Raw genomic sequence first — 19,148 nt, 5'->3', positions numbered from 1 at the left:
GTCAGTGTGTCGATCCCCCATCCGTCGCCCGGCACGCCTACGATCACGGTGTGGGTGTTCGTAGCGAGATCGATCGCACTCCCCCCGCCTTCACTGCAGCAGTCGAGCAGGTGGGCCGCGCCGTCCTGCGACCCGAGGTCGCGGTCGACACCATGCCTGCGCCGCAGCGCATCGCGCCGTTCGCGCACGCGGTCAGCGGCGACGTCTCGCTCGGCGGTGAGGAGGTCGGCACCGGACGGTTCATCGTCCTGCACGACCCAGCCGGCAACGACGCCTGGGGCGGCACGTTCCGTTGCGTCACGTTCGCCCGCGCCGACGTCGAGGCCGAGATGGCCGCCGACCCGTCGCTGCCCACCGTCGGCTGGAGCTGGCTGACTGACGCGCTCGACTCGCACGGCGGTGAGTTCACGGCTCCGAGCGGCAGCGTCACGGTGGTCCACACGGAGGGCTTCGGCGAGATGGCGGCCGACGGCGCCGACGCCCAGGTCGAGGTCCGCGCGTCGTGGACCCCGACGTCCGACATGGGTCCTCACGTCGCCGCGTGGGCCGACCTCCTGTGCGCGCTCGCTGGCCTGCCGCCGCTCGCACCGGGCGTCATCCCCCTGCAGCCGCGCCGACGCGGTGGGCGGTGACTGCTGAGGAAGCGGTGCCCGAGGACGAGGTTGCCGCACCGTCACCGCCGCTGCTCCTGCGGGACCCGCTGCCGCCGGTCATCGACACCGAGTCCGCCCTCGCCGACTACTGCGCCAAGGTCGCCGCGGGTTCAGGTCCGGTGGCCCTCGACGCCGAGCGCGCCTCCGGCTATCGCTACTCGCAGCGTGCCTACCTGGTCCAGGTCCGGCGCGAGGGTGCCGGTACAGGACTCATCGACCCCATCGCCTTCGACGACCTGACGGCCCTCGACGCCGCGATCGGCGACGCCGAGTGGATCCTGCACGCGGCCACGCAGGACCTCCCCTGCCTCGCGGAGGTCGGTCTCCGGCCGCGCCGCCTGTTCGACACCGAGCTCGCCGGACGTCTTCTCAACCTGCCCCGCGTCGGCCTCGCGTCCCTCGTCGAGCACTACCTGGGCCGCAGCCTGGCCAAGGAGCACTCCGCCGCGGACTGGTCCACCCGCCCGCTGCCCGAGCCCTGGCTGCTGTACGCCGCGCTCGACGTCGAGGTGCTCGTCGAGCTGCGCGACCTGATCGCCGCCGAGCTCGAGGCCACCGGCAAGTCCGAGTGGGCCGCCCAGGACTTCGAGGCCCTGCTGTCGTTCACCGGGCCGCCGACCCGCGAGGACCCCTGGCGGCGCACGTCGGGCATCCACAAGGTCCGCGGCCGGCGCGCCCTCGGGCTGGTGCGCGAGATCTGGAACGCCCGCGACGAGATCGCCGAGCAGCGCGACATCACGCCCGGCCGCATCCTGCCCGACTCCTCGATCCTGGACCTGGCCTCGTCCCCGCCGGCCGACCTCACCGCCCTCAAGCAGGCGCGCGTGATGCGCAACCGCGGCCCGCGACGGTTCGTCAGCCAGTGGCACGACGCGATCGAGCGCGGGCTCGGGATGGCCGAGGACGAGCTGCCCCGGTCGTCGCCGCGACGCGACGGTCCCCCGCCTCCGCGGGCGTGGGCCGAGAAGTTCCCGGAAGCCGCCGCCCGGCTGGGACGGGCCCGTGAGGCCATCGGCTCGCTGGCGGAGCAGCACGACCTGCCGGTCGAGAACCTCCTCACCCCGCACCTCGTCCGCGGCCTCGCGTGGGAGCCGCCCGAACCGCTCTCCGCCGAGGCCGTCGACGCCGTGCTCGAGGACGGAGGGGCTCGTCCCTGGCAGCGTGAGCTGACCGTGCCCGCTCTGCTGGAGGCGCTCGCGTCAGGTTAGGCAACCCTGCGTACGATGAGCCCGTGCTCGCCGCGAACTTCCTCATCGGTCTGCGCGAGGGTCTCGAGGCCAGCCTGATCGTCAGCATCCTGGTCGCCTACCTGGTCAAGACCGACCGTCGCTCGGAGCTGCGGCACGTCTGGACCGGCGTGGTGGCCGCGATCGTCGTCGTCCTCGCGATCTTCACCGCCGTCGAGCTGATCTTCGACCAGCTGTCCTTCCGCACGCAGGAGATCGTCGGCGGCAGCATGTCGATCGCCGCTGCCCTCCTCGTGACCTGGATGATCTTCTGGATGCGCCGCACCGCGCGCCACCTGAAGCGCGAGCTCGAGGGACAGATGTCCGACGCTCTGGCCCTCGGCGCCACAGCGCTCGTGACGGTCTCGTTCCTGACCGTCGGCCGCGAGGGACTGGAGACCGCGGCCATCCTCTGGTCCACGATCAACGCGAGCACCACGAGCGACCCGTTCCTCGGAGCGGTCTCCGGCATCCTCGTGGCCGTCGTGCTCGGCTACCTCATCTACCGCGGCGCCCTGCGCATCAACCTCGGCCGCTTCTTCACCATCACCGGCGCCCTGCTGATCCTCGTCGCCGCCGGCGTGCTGGCGTACGGGTTCCACGACCTCCAAGAGGCCGACGTCCTGCCGGGCCTGACGTCGCTGGCGTTCGACATCTCCGGCGCCATCCCGCCGGACAGCTGGTACGGCACCCTCCTGAAGGGAACGCTGAACTTCCAGCCGAACCCGACGTGGCTGCAGACCGTCGTGTGGGTCGCGTACGTCGTCCCCGTGCTCTGGCTCTACCTCGGGCGTCGCACGCCGGCGCCCACTCGCGTCGCCGCGGAGGCGTGACCGCTCGGCGGTTACGGTGGTCGGGTGAGCGAGTACCGCCGTCCCTCCCTCCCCGGAGCCGCCATGTTCGAGGCGCTGGCGGACGGCGCGGACCCGGCCGAGGCCACGGCCGCGGGACACCGGATCGCCAACCTCCTGGTGCGTGGTCCGCACGACGACGCTGACGCCGGCCTGGTCGACCGGGTGCTCCACCTCGCCGACGAGGAAGGCCTCGGCGTCATCGCCGAGCTCTGGTCCCACGCGGCCGCCGACTCGGTCGCGGGTGCGCTGTGGCGGCTGTACCTCCTGCGCACCTGGGTGCACGCCAAGCCCGACCAGGCGGCCCGCGAGTTCGCGGCCGGCAAGGCCTACGCGCCCGTCCACGAGGTCCTGGCCGGGGTCGTCGACCCGCCCGGTCCCGAGGAGGTCCTCACCCTCGTCGACACCGTCGTGAGCGGCATCGTCGGCGACGACTTCGACGTCATGCTCGACCGCGCCGCGGCCTTCGCGCACATCGTCGGCGTCGGGCGCGCGCAGGTCGACAGCGGCGACCCTGCGAGCGCGGCGCGGCTCGTCGACATGGCCATCCACCTGCGAAAAGCCGCCACGCTGGAGCGAGCCGGCACCCTCCCGTGATTTCGCTCGTGGATGTGCCTTGTCCGGTCGGGACCCTCGGTTAGGCTGGACTCCGCGTCGGGCTGGGTAAGCCCCGGGTCCCAACATATGCCGCTACGAGCGGCCACGCGCCGTGAGGCGCTTCCCAGCCCGGCGCAAGACTCACCGAACCTCGGTGGTCGAGTGCCTCCGCGAGCGCCAGCGAGCTGGAGGTGTATCGAGACCACCTAGACTCTCGGCATGACGAGGCGGCGAGGGGGTCTGGGCGGGCTGCTGACCGCCCTCGTCCTGGCGCTGGCCGTCGTCGTGCCGGGTGGCGCCGCGCAGGCCGCGGCGCACTCGCAGCGCAGCGTCGCCACCGGAGTGCACGCACAGAAGGCGCACCCGTCGGCGCGCTCGCAGGCCGCGCACGTCGCCTCGTCGGCGAAGATCGTGCACCACCTCGACGCGACCACGCCGCCCTCGAGCACCGACGTCTCGGACGAGCACGCCTCGATCGTCGTCGACCAGGCCCGGACCGGCCTGACCGGTCTCGCCACCCCCACCGCGCTCGGACGCGGACCGCCGGCCTCCTGAGCCGTCCGTCCGTCCCGCGGCACTCCGCCGCACGTCCGAGAGCAGAACCATGTCCCTTCGCGCCCCCGTGTGGCGCGCGCTGGCCGCCTTCGCGGTCGTCGCCGCCGCACTCGCCCTTGCCCTCACGAGCTCGGCCAAGCTCGGCCTCGACCTCAAGGGCGGCACCCAGATCGTCCTGGAGACCAAGGACTCCGACCGCGTCACCGCCGACGCCGAGTCCACCGATCGTGCCCTCGAGGTGCTCCGCGGCCGCGTCGACGCCCTCGGCGTCGCCGAGCCGACCCTCGCCCGGTCCGGCGAGAAGCGGATCATCGTCGAGCTGCCGGGCCTGCAGGACCCGCGCGAGGCCGCGAAGGTCATCGGCCGCACCGCCCAGCTGACGTTCCACGAGGTGCTGCGCATCCCGCAGCCGGGCGAGGAGTTCACCGACGAGGAGCGCATCGTCCAGGACGAGAGCGGCGCACCCATCGCCCTGGGCCCGGCCGTCCTCGACGGCAACGGTGTGTCCGACGCCGTCGCCACGACGCCCGAGCAGGGCATCGGCCAGTGGGTCGTCAACGTCGACTTCAACGGGGGCGGCCAGGACGGCTGGCGCGAGCTCGTGCGTTCCGCCTGCGCGAACCAGCAGGCCGGCCAGCGCGTCGCGATCATGCTCGACAACGAGGTCATCTCCTCCCCCGGCGTCGTGCCCGACCTCTGCGCCGCCGGCGGCAGCAACGCCACCACGATCAGCGGGTCGTTCACCCAGTCGAGCGCCAAGGATCTCGCCGTCCTGATCAAGGGTGGCGCCCTGCCGGTGCCGGTCGAGGTCATCGAGCAGCGCACCGTCGGCCCCACGCTCGGCAAGGCCGCCATCGACGCGTCGATCGAGGCCGCGATCATCGGCATCACCCTCACCGGCCTGTTCATCGTCGTCGTCTACCGGCTGGTCGGCTTCATGGCGACCATCGCCCTGGGCACCTACGCCCTGATCGCGTACGGACTTCTCGTGTGGCTCGGTGCGACGTTGACCCTGCCCGGCCTCGCGGGCTTCGTGCTCGCCATCGGCCTCGCGATCGACGCGAACGTCCTCGTCTTCGAGCGAGCGCGCGAGGAGCACGCCGCCAGAGAACGGGGTGAGCTCTCCCCCGCCCTGGAGACCGGCTTCACCAAGGCATGGTCGGCGATCATCGACTCCAACGTCACGACGCTACTGGCCGCCGGGCTGCTGTTCTTCCTCGCGTCCGGACCGGTCAAGGGCTTCGGCGTGACCCTGTCCATCGGCGTCATCGCGTCGATGTTCTCCGCGCTGGTGGTCGCCCGCGTCCTCGCCGAGTGGGCGGTGCGCCGACGCCCGGTGCGGTCGCACCCGGCCTGGAGCGGCATCGCCGGCACCGGCCGGCTCCGTCGGTGGCTCACCGAGGACGGGCCGAACCTCATGCGCCGCAGCGGCACCTGGATCGCCGTGACCGCCCTGGTCGGCGTGGTCTCCGTGCTGGGCATCGTCGTGCGCGGGCTCGACCTCGGCGTTGAGTTCACCGGCGGTCGTCTGCTCGAGTACTCCACGTCGAAGCAGGTCGACGTCGAGGAGGCCCGCGAGGCCGTCAGCGACGCCGGGTTCCCGACCGCGGTCGTGCAGGCGTCGTCCGGCGACGGCGAGACGGAGAACATCACGGTCCGCAGCAGCGAGTTGACGAACGACGAGGCGTTCGCCGTCGAGCGTGCCATCGGGACGGTCGGCGGCGACGTCACGAAGGAGCGGGACGAGCTGATCGGCCCGAGCCTCGGCGACGAGCTGCGCAAGAAGGCCCTGATCGCGTTCGCCATCGCGATCGCCGCGCAGATGATCTACCTCGCCTGGCGGTTCCGCTGGACGTTCGCCGCGGCCGCGGTCCTGTCGATGTCGTCCGTGGTGCTCACGGTCATCGGCACCTTCGCGTGGTGGGGCAAGCCGATCGACGGCGTGTTCCTCGCCGCCGTGCTGTCGATCATCGGCCTGGCCGTCAACGACACGATCGTCGTGTTCGACCGCATCCGCGAGCACACGGCGGAGAACCGATCACGGCCGCTGCGCGAGGTGGTCAACGAGGCGATCCTGCACACCGTGCCCCGCACGGTGAACACCGGCCTGGGCGCCATGTTCATCCTCGCGGCGCTCGCGTTCCTGGGCGGCGACTCGCTGACCGACTTCGCCATCGCCCTCCTGCTCGGCCTGTCCGTCGGCATCCTGTCGACGATCTTCACCGCGTCGGCCCTGGCCGTCGTGCTGGAGGAGCGCTGGCCGTTCGACGAGCAGCGGGCGCGCCAGCGCACCCCGGACCCGTACGCCCACATCGACGACGGCCGCAGCGACGGAGCGGTGATCTAGCGCCGGATCTCGGTCGCTAGGGCGAAGCCCGGGAGCGAAGCGAAGCGACCTGACGCGGGTGTCGACGGTGACGTCGCTTCGGTCGCAGAGCTCCCTCCCGCGGCTCCGCCGCTAGCGACCGAAGCGACGCAGGGGCGAGCTCGGTTCACCCAAATGGGAGCACATCGGGAGACATGGCGGCGGCGCGGGCGGTGGCGGCGGTCATCCGGCGGCGGTGGTGGCGGCGGCAGAGCACCTCGTAGCCGACGGTCGGGGCCGTGTGGGTCTCGTCCTCGACGTCGCCGACGACGATGACCTCGCCCTCGGTGACCATGACGCCGTTCTCGGTGCGGGCGTTGTGCGTGGCGCGCTCGCCGCACCAGCACAGTGCTTCGACCTGCAGCGTCATGACGTGGTCGGCGAGCTCGACGAGCCGGGCCGAGCCCTCGAACAGGCGGCTGCGGAAGTCGGTGAGGATGCCGAAGGCGAACACGTCGATGGACAGCTCGTCGACCACCTTGGCGAGCTGGTCGATGTGCTGGCGCGTGTAGAACTGCGCCTCGTCGCACACGAGGTAGTCGATGCGCCCGCCGTGGGTCAGGGAGTCGACGACGACGTCCCAGAAGCTCAGGTCCGGCGTGACCTCGACGGCCTCGACCTCGAGGCCGAGGCGGCTGGACAGCGTGGCGACCCCGGCGCGGTCGTGCGACGTGAACACCATGCCGACGCGGCCCCGGGCCCGGTGGTTGTGGTCCATCTGCAGCGCCAGCGTGCTCTTGCCGCAGTCCATCGTCCCCGAGTAGAAGTTCAGCTCCGCCACGGCGTCAATCTTGTCATCACTCGGCCACCAGGAGCGGGATCGCGAGCTCCGCCTCGCTGACGGATCCGTGGAAGCCGTGCATCTTCATCTCGATGGCGAAGTCGGCCGACGAGAACACGGCGAAGTCACCGAGGGAGGCCACCACGACGTCGCCGATCCGGCCGCGCACGTCGGGCGAGATCGGGCCGAACCAGTCGTCCAGGCCGGCCTGGGTGCTGACGATCGCGCGGTCGCCGAGCAGGTCGGCCCACCGGGCGGCGACGTCCGCCTCCGCACCGGCCCGCGTGTAGACGTGCCGGAACCGCGCCTCCCCGGCCACGAGGACGACGTCGTCGCGCAGGGCCGGGTGCTCCTCGATGTCGAACCGGTCCTCCTGCGGGAGGTCGATCATCCCGTGGTCGGCCGTGACCACCAGGACCGCATCGGCGGGCAGGGCTTGGCGAAGGTCGGCCAGCTCCGTGTCGACGGCGGCCAGCATGTCGCGCCACTCCGGCGACGTGCAGCCCTTGGCGTGGCCGGTGTGGTCGAGGCGCGACTCGTAGGCGTAGACCACCGACCGCGGCGCCTCCTCCACCACGTCGACGACGACGTCGGTGCGCTCCCAGACGGACGTGATGCCGTGGTACGGCACGCCGCGCTGGCTGCAGCGGGTCAGGCCGGATCCCTCGAACTTCGCGTCGTTGACCGACGAGGCGGCCACCCCGGCGTCCTGCAGCAGCTCCAGGACCGTGCGGTGCGGCTGCCAGGTGTCCGGGTCGACCGGTTGGTCCCAGGTCAGCGAGTTCAGCCGCTCACCCGTGGCCGGGACGCGGCTGGTGTAGCCGACGACGCCGTGCTCGCCGGCGCGCAGGCCGGTGCCGAGCGAGGTGAGGCTCGTGGCCGTGGTGGACGGCACGCCGCACACGACGTCCGGGACGCCGGACAGCGACGCCAGGAACGGGGCGACGTCGGCGTGCTCCTGCAGGAGGTGGTGGCCGAGCCCGTCGACCACCATGACGACGTACCGCGGCGCCGACGGGAGCCCGAGCGTGTCGGTGAAGCCGGCCGCGCCGGTGGCGGCGCCCACGGACGGCAGCAGCTCGTCGAGGGTGTGACGACCCCGCGGCCCGAAGGACGCGACGGAGGGCGGTGTCATCAGTGGGGGGCCGTCAGGGCCGGCCGACAGGTGCCGTGTGGGTGGTGGCTTCGGAGAGGACGCGGGCGAAGTCGAGCAGGCGGCGCACGGCCGCGCCACCGTCGGCGGCGGCGCTCAGCCGCAGCGAGAAGTCGTCGCCGGCGAGGTTGCCGGTGTAGCCGTGGTCGGCGTCGCACTCGGGGTCCGAGCAGGACGCCGGCTCGAGGTCGATCCGCGCGACCGCGCCCCACGAGATGGTGAGCACGGCCTCCTCGAGCTGGTCGGAGTCCGTGGTGACCATGCGGCTCACCACGACCGACCGGACCTGGCCGACGGGCACGGCCTCGCTGGTGGTGGACGTGTACGGCTTGGGCAGCAGGTCGTCCGGCGGGTGCTCGTCGGTGTGCACCAGCACGACGCGCGTGGAGGTGAGCACGAGCACCGTCATGTGCCGGCGGATCTCGTCGCGATCGAACGTCGGCTCGTGGTGCAGGACGTAGGCGCTCACGGACTCGCCGGCGAGAGTGTCGCGCAGGCCTTCGGCCACGATCTCGGGGTAGTAGCCGCTCCGCGAGACCTCGTCGAACACCTCTGCCGTGCGATCGGGACTCATCACGCCAGCGTATCGCCCGTCACCGCAGGCTGGCTGAGCCTTCGGACGTACCAGTCGCCCCGGCGGTCGGCCGACGGGACGACCTTCGCCCGGGCGCTCACGGCGGCCAGCGTGCCGGGCCCGACGAGCACCGGCTCGAGGTCGAGCTCGGCGATCTCCGGCAGGTCGTCCTTCATCGCGGCGAGCCGCAGGATGACGTCGCGCACGGCGTCCACGTCGACCGGGTCCGAGCCGCGGTAGCCGTAGAGGAGCGGCGCCGCACCGAGTCCGCTGATCATCTCGGCGGCGTCGACGTCGGTGAGCGGCGGGATGCCGTAGGACCGGTCGCCGAGCAGCTCGCTCGGGGCCCCAGCCAGGCCGAACGACACCAGTGGGCCGAACAGCGGGTCCTCGGTGACCGAGAACGAGACCGGAATGCCGTCAGGCGCGGAGCGCTGGACGAAGAACTGCGTCTCGGCCCGCATGCCGGTCCAGCTGGTGAGGCTGTCCCAGGCCTCCCCCATCGAGTCCGGCCCGGTGATGCCGCGCCAGACGTGCGCGAGGTCGGGGCGGGCCCGCAGGTGCTCGCTGCCCGCCTTGAGCACGACGTCCCAGCCGAGCTTCTCGCCGGCCGCGATCGCCTCCTCGCGGGAGTGGACGTTGATCCAGGTCCAGAGGTCGATGCCGTAGCAGGCCAGCAGCGCGTGCACCTGCTCCGTGGACAACAGGGCGCCCCGCGGGGCGGCGGCGAGCACCTGCCGCACCAGCGCGCGGGCGTCGCCGGTGCGGTGCTCGAGGAACGTGCGGAACTCGCCGTGGTCGCGCGCCGCCCACTCGGCGTACCCGACGACCCGCGCGAGGGCTCGCACGGCCGACTCCGGCGCCGCGTACGACGGCACCGAGCCGCGACCGGCCGACCCGCCCGCCAGGTCCGTGACGCGCAGCAGCTCCGGCACGCCCTCGGTACCGAGGAACGTCGAGACGATCGGCTTGTCGGACTGCTCCCCCACCGCGGCGAGGACGTTCGCGACCTCCTCGCCCGACGTGTTCAGCGGCGGGATGTAGACGACCATGATCGCGTCGACGTCCGGGCTGGCCAGGGCGGTCTCGATGGCGACCTCGAAGTCGTCGGCGCCCGCCTCGGCGCCCAGCGAGACCGGCTCGGCGGTCTGCAGCCCGGCCTCGGTGGCGGCGTCCATGATGAGCAGCGCCATCGCGTCGGAGTTGCCGACGACGGCGATGCGGTTGCCGCTCGGCAGCGGCTGGTGGGCCAGCAGCTGCGCGACGTCGAACATCTCGTCGAGGGTGTCGACCTGGATGACGCCGGCCTGACGGAACATCGCGTCGACGGCCGCCTGCGGGGCCGCACTGCGCTTGACCGCGTGGCCCACCGGCACTCCCTGGGTGGAGCGGCCGGACTTCACCGCGACGATCGGCTTGGACATCGAGACCCGGCGGGCGATGCGGGAGAACTTCCGCGGGTTGCCGATCGACTCCAGGTACAGCAGCACGACCTCGGTGGCGTCGTCCTCCTGCCAGTACTGCAGGAGGTCGTTGCCCGAGACGTCCGCGCGGTTGCCGGCGGAGACGAACGTCGACAGGCCCAGGCCACGTCGGGCCACGGACTCGAGGATGGCTGTTCCCAGCGCGCCGGACTGGCAGAAGAACCCGACGCGTCCCTGCGGCGGCATGAACGGCGCGAGGGAGGCGTTCAGCTGCACCTCCGGCGCGGTGTTGATGACGCCGAGGCAGTTGGGGCCGATCAGCCGGAGGCCGTAGCTGCGGCTCAGGTTCACGAGCGCACGCTGTCGCTTGCGGCCCTCGGGGCCGACGTCGGCGAACCCGGCCGAGATGACGATCAGGCCGTGCACGCCCTTGGCGGCGCAGTCGAGCACCACGTCGGCGACGGACTCGCTCGGCACGGCCACGATCGCAAGGTCGATCTCGTCGGGGACGTCCTGCACCGACTTGTACGACGGGAGGCCGGACACCGCCTCGGCCGAGGAGTTCACCGCGTACACGCTGCCGTGGTAGCCGCCGAGCACGAGGTTGCGCACCATCGTCAGGCCGATGGAGTCCTGGCGGCGGCTGGCCCCGACGACGGCGATGCTGCGCGCGGTGAAGATGCGCTCGATCGACGCCGCCTCGGCGCGCTGCTCGCGCGCCCGCATGACGCCCATCGCCGAGTCGGTCGGGTCGATCCGGAACGCGAGCCGCTGCACGCCCTCCTCGACCATGCCGTCGACGTGGTAGCCCATCTCACGGAAGATCTGCAGCATCCGGGCGTTGGCCGGCAGGACGTCGGCGGTGAAGCGCCGGATGCCGCGCTCGCGGCCCGCCTGCGCCAGGTGCTCGAGCAGCAGCTGCCCGACGCCGCGCCCCTGGTGGGCGTCCTCGACCAGGAACGCCACTTCCGCCTCGTCCTCCGACTCAGCCTCATACCGACCCACGGCGATGATCTCGTCGTGGAGCGTGACGACGAAGGCGACGCGGCGGTCGTGGTCGACGGTGGTGAACCGCTTGACGTCCTTGGCCGAGAGCTTGGGGTACGGAGCGAAGAACCGGAAGTACTTGGACTCGTCGGAGACGCGCGAGTAGAACGCGATCAGATTGTCGGCGTCGTCGGGCCGGATCGGGCGCATCTGGGCGACCCGACCGTCCTTGAGCAGGACGTCCGCCTCCCACTGCGGGTCCTCCTCGACGGCCTGACTGCTCACGTCGTCAATCTATCGGGGAGCCACGCGGCGGGGGTGCCGGGCAGCGGGAGGTCCGCGCGGGACAATGGACCTTCCAGAGCACGAGGAGAGGATGCATGGCGCGCAGCACCACCAAGCCGCCCGAGGACGAGTTCGAGGAACACGTCATCGACACCGACATCTCCGACGAGATGCGGGTCAGCTACCGCGAGTACGCCTACTCGGTGATCTACTCACGGGCCATCCCCGACGCGCGCGACGGCCTCAAGCCCGTGCAGCGCCGCACGCTGTTGACGATGGACGACCTGAACCTGCGGCACGACCGCGGTCACGTCAAGAGCGCTCGCGTCGTCGGCGAGGTCATGGGCCGCCTGCACCCGCACGGCGACAGCGCCATCTACGACGCCCTCGTCCGGCTCGTGCAGCCCTGGTCGATGCGCGTCCCGCTGATCGACGGCCACGGCAACTTCGGCTCGCCCGACGACCCGCCCGCGGCCATGCGCTACACCGAGTGCCGCATGGACGAGCCGGCCGAGGCCATGACGGCGTCCATCGACGAGGACACGGTCGACTTCCGGCCCAACTACGACGGCCGGGAGATGGAGCCCGAGGTCCTGCCCGCGGCGTTCCCGAACCTGCTGGTCAACGGCTCGTCCGGCATCGCGGTCGGCATGGCCACCAACATCGCGCCGCACAACCTGATCGAGGTCGTGCAGGCCCTGCGCCACCTCATCGACCACCCGGCGGCCGACCTCGACGACCTGATGAAGTTCGTGCCCGGCCCGGACCTGCCCACCGGCGGCAAGATCGTCGGGCTCGACGGGGTCCGCGACGCCTACGCCACCGGCAACGGCTCGTTCCGCATGCGGGCCACGGCGCGCATCGAGAACGTCACGCCGCGGCGCAAGGGCATCGTCATCACCGAGCTGCCGTTCAACGTCGGCCCGGAGAAGGTCATCGAGGCCATCAAGAAGCTCGTGCAGGCCAAGAAGCTGCAGGGCATCACCGACGTCAAGAACCTCACCGACCGGCACAAGGGCCTGCACCTCGTCGTGGAGGTGAAGAGCTCGTTCCACCCCGAGGCGATCCTCGAGCAGCTCTACAAGCTCACGCCGATGGAGTCGTCGTTCGCGATCAACGCGGTCGCGCTGGTCGACGGCCAGCCCCGCACCCTCGGGCTGCACGACATGCTCACGGTCTTCCTCGACCACCGCTACGACGTCGTCCGCAGGCGCACCACCTTCCGCCGGAAGAAGGCCGCCGACCGGCTGCACCTCGTGGACGGCCTGATCACGGCGATCCTCGACATCGACGAGGTCATCCAGCTGATCCGCGGCAGCGACGACCGCGCGCAGGCCCGCTCGCGCCTCGTGGGCGTCTTCGACCTCGACGAGGTCCAGGCCGACTACATCCTCGACCTGCAGCTCGGCCGGCTCACCAAGTTCTCCCGCATCGAGCTGGAGAAGGAGGCCGACGAGCTGCGCGCCACCATCGAGGAGCTCGACGCGATCCTCGCCGACGAGGCGGTCCTGCGCGGCGTCGTCGGCGACGAGCTCGACGAGGTCGCCCAGCGGTTCGGCACGCCGCGCCGCACGGTGCTGCTCGAGGCCGCCGGCCAGACGGTCACCGCCGCTGCGCCGCTCGAGGTGGCCGACGACCCGTGCTGGGTCCTGATGTCCGCCACCGGGCTGCTCGCCCGCACCACCGACGACGCGCCGCTCGGGGAGGTGGGCCGCCGGGCGAAGCACGACACGATCGTCGCCGCCGTCCGCACCACCGCGCGCGGCGAGGTCGGCGTGGTCACCGCCGGAGGCCGCGTGCGACGCCTCAGCGTCATCGAGATCCCGTCCATCCCGCCCACGTCCGGGGCGCCCAACCTCCAGGGCGGCGTGCAGCTCCGCGAGCTCGTGCACCTCGACGACCCGGCCCTCACCTTGATGACGTTCGACGAGTCCGGCCCCGGCCTCGCCCTCGGCACCCGCAACGGCGTCGTGAAGCGGGTCAAGCCCGACCACCTGAGCAACCGCGACGAGTGGGACCTGATCAGCCTGGCCGACGGCGACCGCGTCGTCGGCGCCGCTCCGCTCGCCACCGGTGACGAGGAGCTCGCGTTCGTCACCTCCGACGCCCAGCTGCTGCACTTCTCCGCATCGGGCGTGCGCCCGCAGGGACGGGGCGGCAGCGGCATCGCCGGCGTCAAGCTCGGCGACGGAGTCACCGTCGTCGCGTTCGGCGTGGCCCGCGACATCGAGAACGCCCACGTCGTCACGGTCGCCGGCTCCGGCGGCGCCCTCCCGGGCACGCAGAACGGCGCCGTGAAGGTCAGCCCGCTGAGCATCTACCCGGCCAAGGGCCGTGGCACCGGCGGCGTGCGCTGCCAGCGCCTGCTCAAGGGCGAGGACGGCCTGATCCTGGCCTGGGTCGGCGACGGCACTCCACTGGCCTGCGCCACCAGCGGCTCGCCGGTCGAGCTGCCTGAGCCCACCGACCGTCGCGACGGCTCCGGCGTCCCCGTGGCGCAGCCGATCCTGGCCGTCTCGGCGCCGCCTGCGCTGCTGCCGGGCTCCGCCACCGCCTCCGTGGAAGACTGACGCCGTGCGCCTCCGAAACGTCCTTCTGCCCTGCCTGGCTGCCGTCCTGCTGACCGTCGCCGGCTGCTCAGGCGGTTCCGACGGCGACGCGGACCCCGCGGCGCTGGTCAAGCGGCTGTCCGCGGCCCGGACGGCGATCGACTCGGCGGAGACCGTCAAGGTGTCCCTCTCGACGTCGTCGCTGCCCGACGGCGTCACCGGGCTCCTGTCGGCGAAGGGCGAGGGCAACCACTCGCCGGCCTTCAAGGGCACGGTGAAGGTGGTCACCGGCGGCTCCTCGCTGTCCGCCGACGTCGTGGCGGCCGAGGGCAAGGTCAAGGCGAAGACGAGCTTCGCCCCGCTCTACCTCACCGTCGACCCGGCCACGTTGAAGGCGCCCGACCCGGCCAGCCTGCTCGACCCGGAGAACGGCATCACGCAGATCCTCGAGAAGACCACGAAGCTGACCGAGGGCAAGAAGTCTCGTGACGGCTCGGACGTCCTCACCACGATCAAGGGGCGGCTGCCCGGCAGCCTCGTGAAGACGATCATCCCCTCGGCCGACGCCGACAAGACCTTCACCGTGTCGTACCGGCTCACGGACGACGACGAGCTCCGCGACGCCACCCTGAAGGGGCCGTTCTATCCCGGTGCCGGCTCGGTCAGCTACACCGTGGAGCTGACCACCTCGGACACGCCGGTCGACATCGAGCTCCCGTAGCTCCATGATCCCGAAGGCATCCCAGGCTCTGTTGGGTCTGGCCGCCGTCGCCATCGCCTTCGCGGCAGCCGACACGTACGTCGTGGTGCTCGCGCTGCCCGACATGATGAGCACGGTCGGGCTCGACGTCGATGAGATCCAGCGCGCGGCCCCGATCGTGTCCGGGTTCCTGCTCGGCTACGTGGGCGTCCTCCCGCTGATCGGTCGGATCTCGGACCTGCGCGGGCGCGTGCCGGTGCTCCTCGGCTGCCTGGTCGTGTTCGCGATCGGGTCGGTGGTCACCGCGGCCGCGTACGACCTCCCGACGATCGTCACCGGGCGGCTGGTGCAGGGCATCGGCGGCGGTGGGCTGATCCCGCCGACCCTGGCCCTGGTCGCCGACCTGTGGCCACCGCCGAAGCGCGGGTTCCCGCTGGGCGTCGTGGGCGCGGTGCAGGAGCTCGGCAGCGTCCTCGGCCCGCTGTACGGCGCGGTCGTGCTGTCGTTCGGCTCCTGGCGCGACATCTTCTGGCTGAACTGTGCCGTCGGCCTCGTGCTCGCCGCCGCCATGGTGCGGCTCCGTGAGGAGGCTCCGGCGACACCGGCCCGGCCGGGCCGGTTCGACGTCCTCGGCGCCGTGCTCGGCGTCCTCACCCTGACCGGCCTGACGCTCGTGATGCTGGAGCCGCAGCGTCTCGTCGAGGGCGTCACCAGCGGTCTGGCGTTCCTGCCGGTCACCGGCGACTCCCGGTGGCTGACGCCGGTCGCCCTCACCACCTACGGACTCCTGGTGCTGTTCCTCGCCCGGCTCGCCACGGCGCGACGGCCGCTGGTCGACTGGCGCGGCTGGTCAAGCGTCCCGGCCCAGACCGACGTCGGCGGCGCGTTGCTCCTCGCCGTGGGTCTCGGGGCGGTGATCGTGACCTTCGCCTCCGCCGAGCCGGAGAGCGCCGCCGTCTCCCCCAAGGCCGCGTTCCTGCTGCCCCTCGCCGTCGTCACGTTCGCCGGCTTCTGGTGGCGGCAGCGCACGGCGCCCAACCCTCTCGTCCCCCGCGGGGCCCTCGGCTCCCGGCCGGCCTGGGGTGCGCTCGTGGTGTCGTTCTTCGTGGGCTCGGCGCTGATCGCGGCGCTGGTCGACATCCCGTTCTTCGCCCGGCTCACGGTCTATCGCGACTCCCAGCTCGACGCCGCCCTCGTCCTGCTCCGCTTCCTCATCGCCCTGCCCGTCGGCGCGGTGCTCGGCGGGTGGCTGCTCCGGCGCGTCCCGGCGCACGTCCTCACCGCAGTGGCCATGCTGCTCAGCGCCTCGGCGTTCGCCCACATGGCCACGTGGGACGCGGAGTCGCTCAAGCACGGCAGCGAGACGATCTCGCTCGTCGTCGCCGGCCTCGGGTTCGGGCTGGCCATCGCCCCGGTCAACGCCGTGCTGCTCGAGCACACCACAGATGCCGTCCACGGCGTCGCCAGCGCGCTGCTCATCGTCGCCCGCATGATCGGCATGCTGCTCGGCGTCTCGGCCCTCACCACCATCGGCCTGCGCGCCTTCTACGACGCCTCCGCGGACATCCCACCGGCCGAGCAGCTGTGCGGCTCGGCGAGCCTGTGCGACGCGTACAAGGACGCGGTGCGCGACGCCGGCATCACGCAGCTGCACGCCGTCTTCGTGGGTGCCGCCGTCTGCGCCGTCGTCGCCGCCGTGCTGGCCGCGTGGCTGCTCCGCGGTACTCGCGCGGCGAGCCTCACGGCCGAGCGATAATCTCGGGCCATGCCCGACTTCGAGGACCTGATCGCCGCCAACCGCACGTTCGCCGAGGACTTCGGCCTCTCGGGATTCGACGGTGTCGCCCACGCCGGCGTCGCCGTGGTGACCTGCATGGACTCGCGCATCGACCCGCTCGGCATGCTCGGCCTCAAACCGGGCGACGCCAAGATCCTCCGCAACCCGGGCGGCCGCGTCACCGACCAGGCGCTCGTGGCCCTCGTGGTGGCCGTGCACATGCTCAAGGTCGAGCGGATCCTCGTCATCGAGCACACCCGCTGCGCGATGGCGTCCTCGTCCGAGGACGAGCTGCGCGCCCAGATCGGTGCCCGCGCCGGCTCCGACGCCTCGTGGATGTCGCTCGGCGTCATCGAGGACCAGGAGAAGACGATCCGGGCCGACGTGAAGAAGGTCGAGTCGCACCCGCTGGTGCCGAGCGACGTGCTCGTGGGCGGCTTCCTCTACGACGTCGACACGGGCCTGCTGAACCAGGTGGTCTAGGCGTCGATCTGCTCGACGCTGACGTCGTACGCGCTCTGCACGATGAACTCCTTGCGCGGCGGCACGTCGTTGCCCATGAGCAGCTCGAAGACCTCAGCGGCCTCTTCGGCGTCGTCGACCGTGAGGCGGCGCAGCGTGCGGTGGCGCGGGTCCATGGTGGTCTCGGCCAGCTGGCCGGCGTCCATCTCCCCCAGCCCCTTGTAGCGCTGGATGGGGTCCTTCCAGCGGATGTTGCGCCGCTTCAGGTCCGCGAGCGTGCGCTGGAGCTCGGGGTCGGAGTACGTGTACACGTACTTCTCTTGCCCCTTCTTGGGGTTGGTGAGCTCGATGCGGTGCAGCGGCGGGACGGCCGTGAAGACCCGGCCCTCCTCCACCAGCGGCCGCATGTAGCGGAAGAACAGCGTGGCCAGCAGGCAGCGGATGTGGGCACCGTCGGAGTCGGCGTCGGCCATGAAGATGATCCGGCCGTATCGCGCCGTGTCGAGGTCGAACGTGCGGCCCGACCCGGCTCCGACCACCTGGATGATCGACGAGCACTCGGCGTTCTTCAGCATGTCGCCGATGCTGGCCTTCTGGACATTGAGGATCTTGCCGCGGATGGGCAGCAGCGCCTGGAACTCCGAGTCGCGGGCCGACTTGGCCGTGCCGAGCGCGGAGTCGCCCTCGACGATGAACAGCTCGCTGCGCTCGACGTCGGACGAGCGGCAGTCGGCGAGCTTGGCCGGCAGGGCGCTGGACTCCAGCGCGTTCTTGCGCCGCTGGGTGTCGCGCTGCGTGCGGGCCTGGATGCGCACCCGTGAGGCGTTGACGACCTTCTCCATGACCTGCTTGGCCTTGGCCCGGTGCGCCGTCTTGGTGGACGTCAGGAACGCCTTGAGCTCGCGCGCCACCACCTTGTTGACCAGGCGGGTGACCGGCGGCGTGCCCAGCACCTCCTTGGTCTGCCCCTCGAACTGCGGCTCGGCCAGGCGCACGGTGACCACGGCGGTCATGCCCTCGAGGACGTCGTCCTTGATGACGTCCTCGTCGGCCTGCTTGAGCTGCCGGGAGGCGCGGAGCACCTCGTTGAACGTCTTGGTGACCGCGCGCTCGAAGCCCTGCACGTGGGTGCCGCCCTTGGGCGTCGCGATGATGTTGACGAACGACTTCACCTCGGTGTCGTAGCCCGTGCCCCAGCGGAGCGCGATGTCTATGCCGAGGTCGCGCTCGACCTCCTGCGGGGTCATGTGCCCCTTGTCGTCGAGCAGCGGGACGGTCTCGGTGAACTTCTCGTCGCCCTGCAGGCGGAGGACGTCGGTGACCGGCTCGTCGGCGGCGAGGTGGTCGCAGAACTCGGTGATGCCGCCGTCGTGGCGGAACTTCTCCTCCGTGGGCTCGTCGCCCCGCTCGTCGCGGATGACGATCTCGAGGCCCGGCACCAGGAACGACGTCTGGCGGGCTCGCGTGAGCAGCTCGTCGAAGGCGAAGGTGGCTCCCTTGATGAAGATCTGCGGGTCGGACCAGTAGCGGATGCGGGTGCCCGAGACGCCCTTCTTCACCTTGCCGCGCTTGTGCAGGGTGTTGTCGGCGGTGAACGACGCGTCCGGGCCGTCGCCGTCGAACACGCCCGGCGTGCCGCGCTGGAACGACATGGCCCACGTGGCGCCGTCCTTGTCGACCTCGACGTCCAGCCGCGACGACAACGCGTTGACGACGGACGCGCCGACGCCGTGCAGGCCGCCGGTGGCCACGTACGAGCCGCCGCCGAACTTGCCGCCGGCGTGGAGCTTGGTGAACACGACCTCGACGCCGGACAGGCCGGTCTTGACCTCGGTGTCGACCGGGATGCCGCGGCCGTCGTCGGTGACCTCGACCGAGCCGTCGGGGCGCAGCACGACGAGGATGTGCTCGCAGAAGCCGGCCAGGGCCTCGTCGACGGCGTTGTCGATGATCTCCCAGAGGCAGTGCATCAGCCCCCGGGTGTCGGTGGACCCGATGTACATCCCCGGACGCTTGCGGACGGCCTCCAGACCCTCGAGGACGAGCAGGTTGCGAGCGTCATAGGTGGACACCTCACGAGGATATCCGCGGCGTCCGACGCCCCATCGACGACACGCGACACGTCGGTGTGGCTGCCGCGGTTTGGCCCCGTCAGGGAGTATCCATGACGTATGTCACCAACGTCTGCGGGGAATGCGAGCCCGTGGTT

General features: G+C 71.5%; 15 protein-coding genes. 10 read left to right on the top strand and 5 right to left on the bottom strand.

Annotated features, from left to right (window positions below; genetic code table 11):
* The first annotated feature begins 50 nt into the window (after positions 1 to 50).
* From FHP06_RS01330 to secD, 6 genes are all read left to right on the top strand, one after another.
* Entirely contained in the window at positions 51 to 632 is a 582-nt protein-coding gene (locus FHP06_RS01330) for a DUF3000 domain-containing protein (protein ID WP_147683050.1), read from the top strand.
* A complete protein-coding gene (locus FHP06_RS01325; RefSeq protein WP_147683048.1) occupies positions 629 to 1,861 on the top strand; it encodes a ribonuclease D in 1,233 nt (410 codons plus the stop codon). The genes FHP06_RS01330 and FHP06_RS01325 overlap by 4 nt, the downstream gene beginning before the upstream one ends.
* A gap of 23 nt (positions 1,862 to 1,884) precedes the next feature.
* Positions 1,885 to 2,712: an iron uptake transporter permease EfeU gene (gene efeU / locus FHP06_RS01320; protein ID WP_147683044.1), complete on the top strand. Its 828-nt coding sequence runs from the start codon at positions 1,885 to 1,887 to the stop codon at positions 2,710 to 2,712.
* 24 nt (positions 2,713 to 2,736) lie between these two features.
* Positions 2,737 to 3,327 carry a hypothetical protein gene (locus FHP06_RS01315; RefSeq protein WP_230973363.1) on the top strand — a complete coding sequence of 197 codons (591 nt, stop codon included), beginning with the start codon at positions 2,737 to 2,739 and terminating at the stop codon, positions 3,325 to 3,327.
* Between the two features lie 219 nt (positions 3,328 to 3,546).
* Positions 3,547 to 3,882, top strand: coding sequence for a hypothetical protein (locus FHP06_RS01310; RefSeq protein ID WP_147683042.1), 336 nt, complete (start codon positions 3,547 to 3,549; stop codon positions 3,880 to 3,882).
* A gap of 49 nt (positions 3,883 to 3,931) precedes the next feature.
* Complete coding sequence (gene secD, locus FHP06_RS01305; RefSeq protein WP_147683041.1) at positions 3,932 to 6,229, top strand: protein translocase subunit SecD; 2,298 nt, start codon at positions 3,932 to 3,934, stop codon at positions 6,227 to 6,229.
* 145 nt (positions 6,230 to 6,374) lie between these two features.
* Here secD and FHP06_RS01300 read toward each other — a convergent pair whose 3' ends face one another.
* From FHP06_RS01300 to FHP06_RS01285, 4 genes are read right to left on the bottom strand one after another with little or no spacing between them, the layout of a single operon-like run.
* Positions 6,375 to 7,028, bottom strand: coding sequence for a thymidine kinase (locus FHP06_RS01300; protein ID WP_147683039.1), 654 nt, complete (start codon positions 7,026 to 7,028; stop codon positions 6,375 to 6,377).
* Between the two features lie 16 nt (positions 7,029 to 7,044).
* Positions 7,045 to 8,163: an alkaline phosphatase family protein gene (locus FHP06_RS01295; RefSeq protein ID WP_147683037.1), complete on the bottom strand. Its 1,119-nt coding sequence runs from the start codon at positions 8,161 to 8,163 to the stop codon at positions 7,045 to 7,047.
* Between the two features lie 13 nt (positions 8,164 to 8,176).
* The gene (locus FHP06_RS01290) at positions 8,177 to 8,755 is read right to left on the bottom strand and encodes a DUF5998 family protein (RefSeq protein WP_147683035.1); all 579 of its coding nucleotides are present in this window, start codon (positions 8,753 to 8,755) and stop codon (positions 8,177 to 8,179) included.
* A complete protein-coding gene (locus FHP06_RS01285; protein ID WP_230973362.1) occupies positions 8,755 to 11,451 on the bottom strand; it encodes a bifunctional acetate--CoA ligase family protein/GNAT family N-acetyltransferase in 2,697 nt (898 codons plus the stop codon). Before FHP06_RS01285 ends, FHP06_RS01290 begins: the two co-directional genes overlap by 1 nt.
* Positions 11,452 to 11,546: 95 nt before the next feature.
* Between FHP06_RS01285 and FHP06_RS01280 the strand changes: the two genes are divergently transcribed.
* The 4 genes from FHP06_RS01280 to FHP06_RS01265 are packed head-to-tail and all read left to right on the top strand — an operon-like array spanning position 11,547 to position 16,960.
* Positions 11,547 to 14,021: a DNA gyrase/topoisomerase IV subunit A gene (locus FHP06_RS01280; protein ID WP_147683033.1), complete on the top strand. Its 2,475-nt coding sequence runs from the start codon at positions 11,547 to 11,549 to the stop codon at positions 14,019 to 14,021.
* A gap of 4 nt (positions 14,022 to 14,025) precedes the next feature.
* Positions 14,026 to 14,721 (top strand): LppX_LprAFG lipoprotein, encoded by a 696-nt coding sequence (locus FHP06_RS01275; protein WP_187271733.1) that lies wholly within the window; start codon positions 14,026 to 14,028, stop codon positions 14,719 to 14,721.
* A gap of 4 nt (positions 14,722 to 14,725) precedes the next feature.
* The gene (locus FHP06_RS01270) at positions 14,726 to 16,456 is read left to right on the top strand and encodes an MFS transporter (protein ID WP_147683029.1); all 1,731 of its coding nucleotides are present in this window, start codon (positions 14,726 to 14,728) and stop codon (positions 16,454 to 16,456) included.
* Positions 16,457 to 16,465: 9 nt separating this feature from the next.
* Complete coding sequence (locus FHP06_RS01265) at positions 16,466 to 16,960, top strand: beta-class carbonic anhydrase (protein WP_147683027.1); 495 nt, start codon at positions 16,466 to 16,468, stop codon at positions 16,958 to 16,960.
* On the opposite strand, the gene FHP06_RS01260 is transcribed toward FHP06_RS01265, so the two are convergent.
* Entirely contained in the window at positions 16,957 to 19,011 is a 2,055-nt protein-coding gene (locus FHP06_RS01260; RefSeq protein ID WP_147683025.1) for a DNA gyrase/topoisomerase IV subunit B, read from the bottom strand. The two genes, FHP06_RS01265 and FHP06_RS01260, sit on opposite strands and share 4 nt — an antisense overlap.
* Between the last annotated feature and the right edge of the window lie 137 nt (positions 19,012 to 19,148).

This window comes from Aeromicrobium terrae, from assembly GCF_008039565.1.
GTDB classification, from domain to species: Bacteria; Actinomycetota; Actinomycetes; order Propionibacteriales; family Nocardioidaceae; genus Aeromicrobium; species Aeromicrobium terrae.
This window is presented reverse-complemented; position numbering and strand designations above follow the sequence as displayed.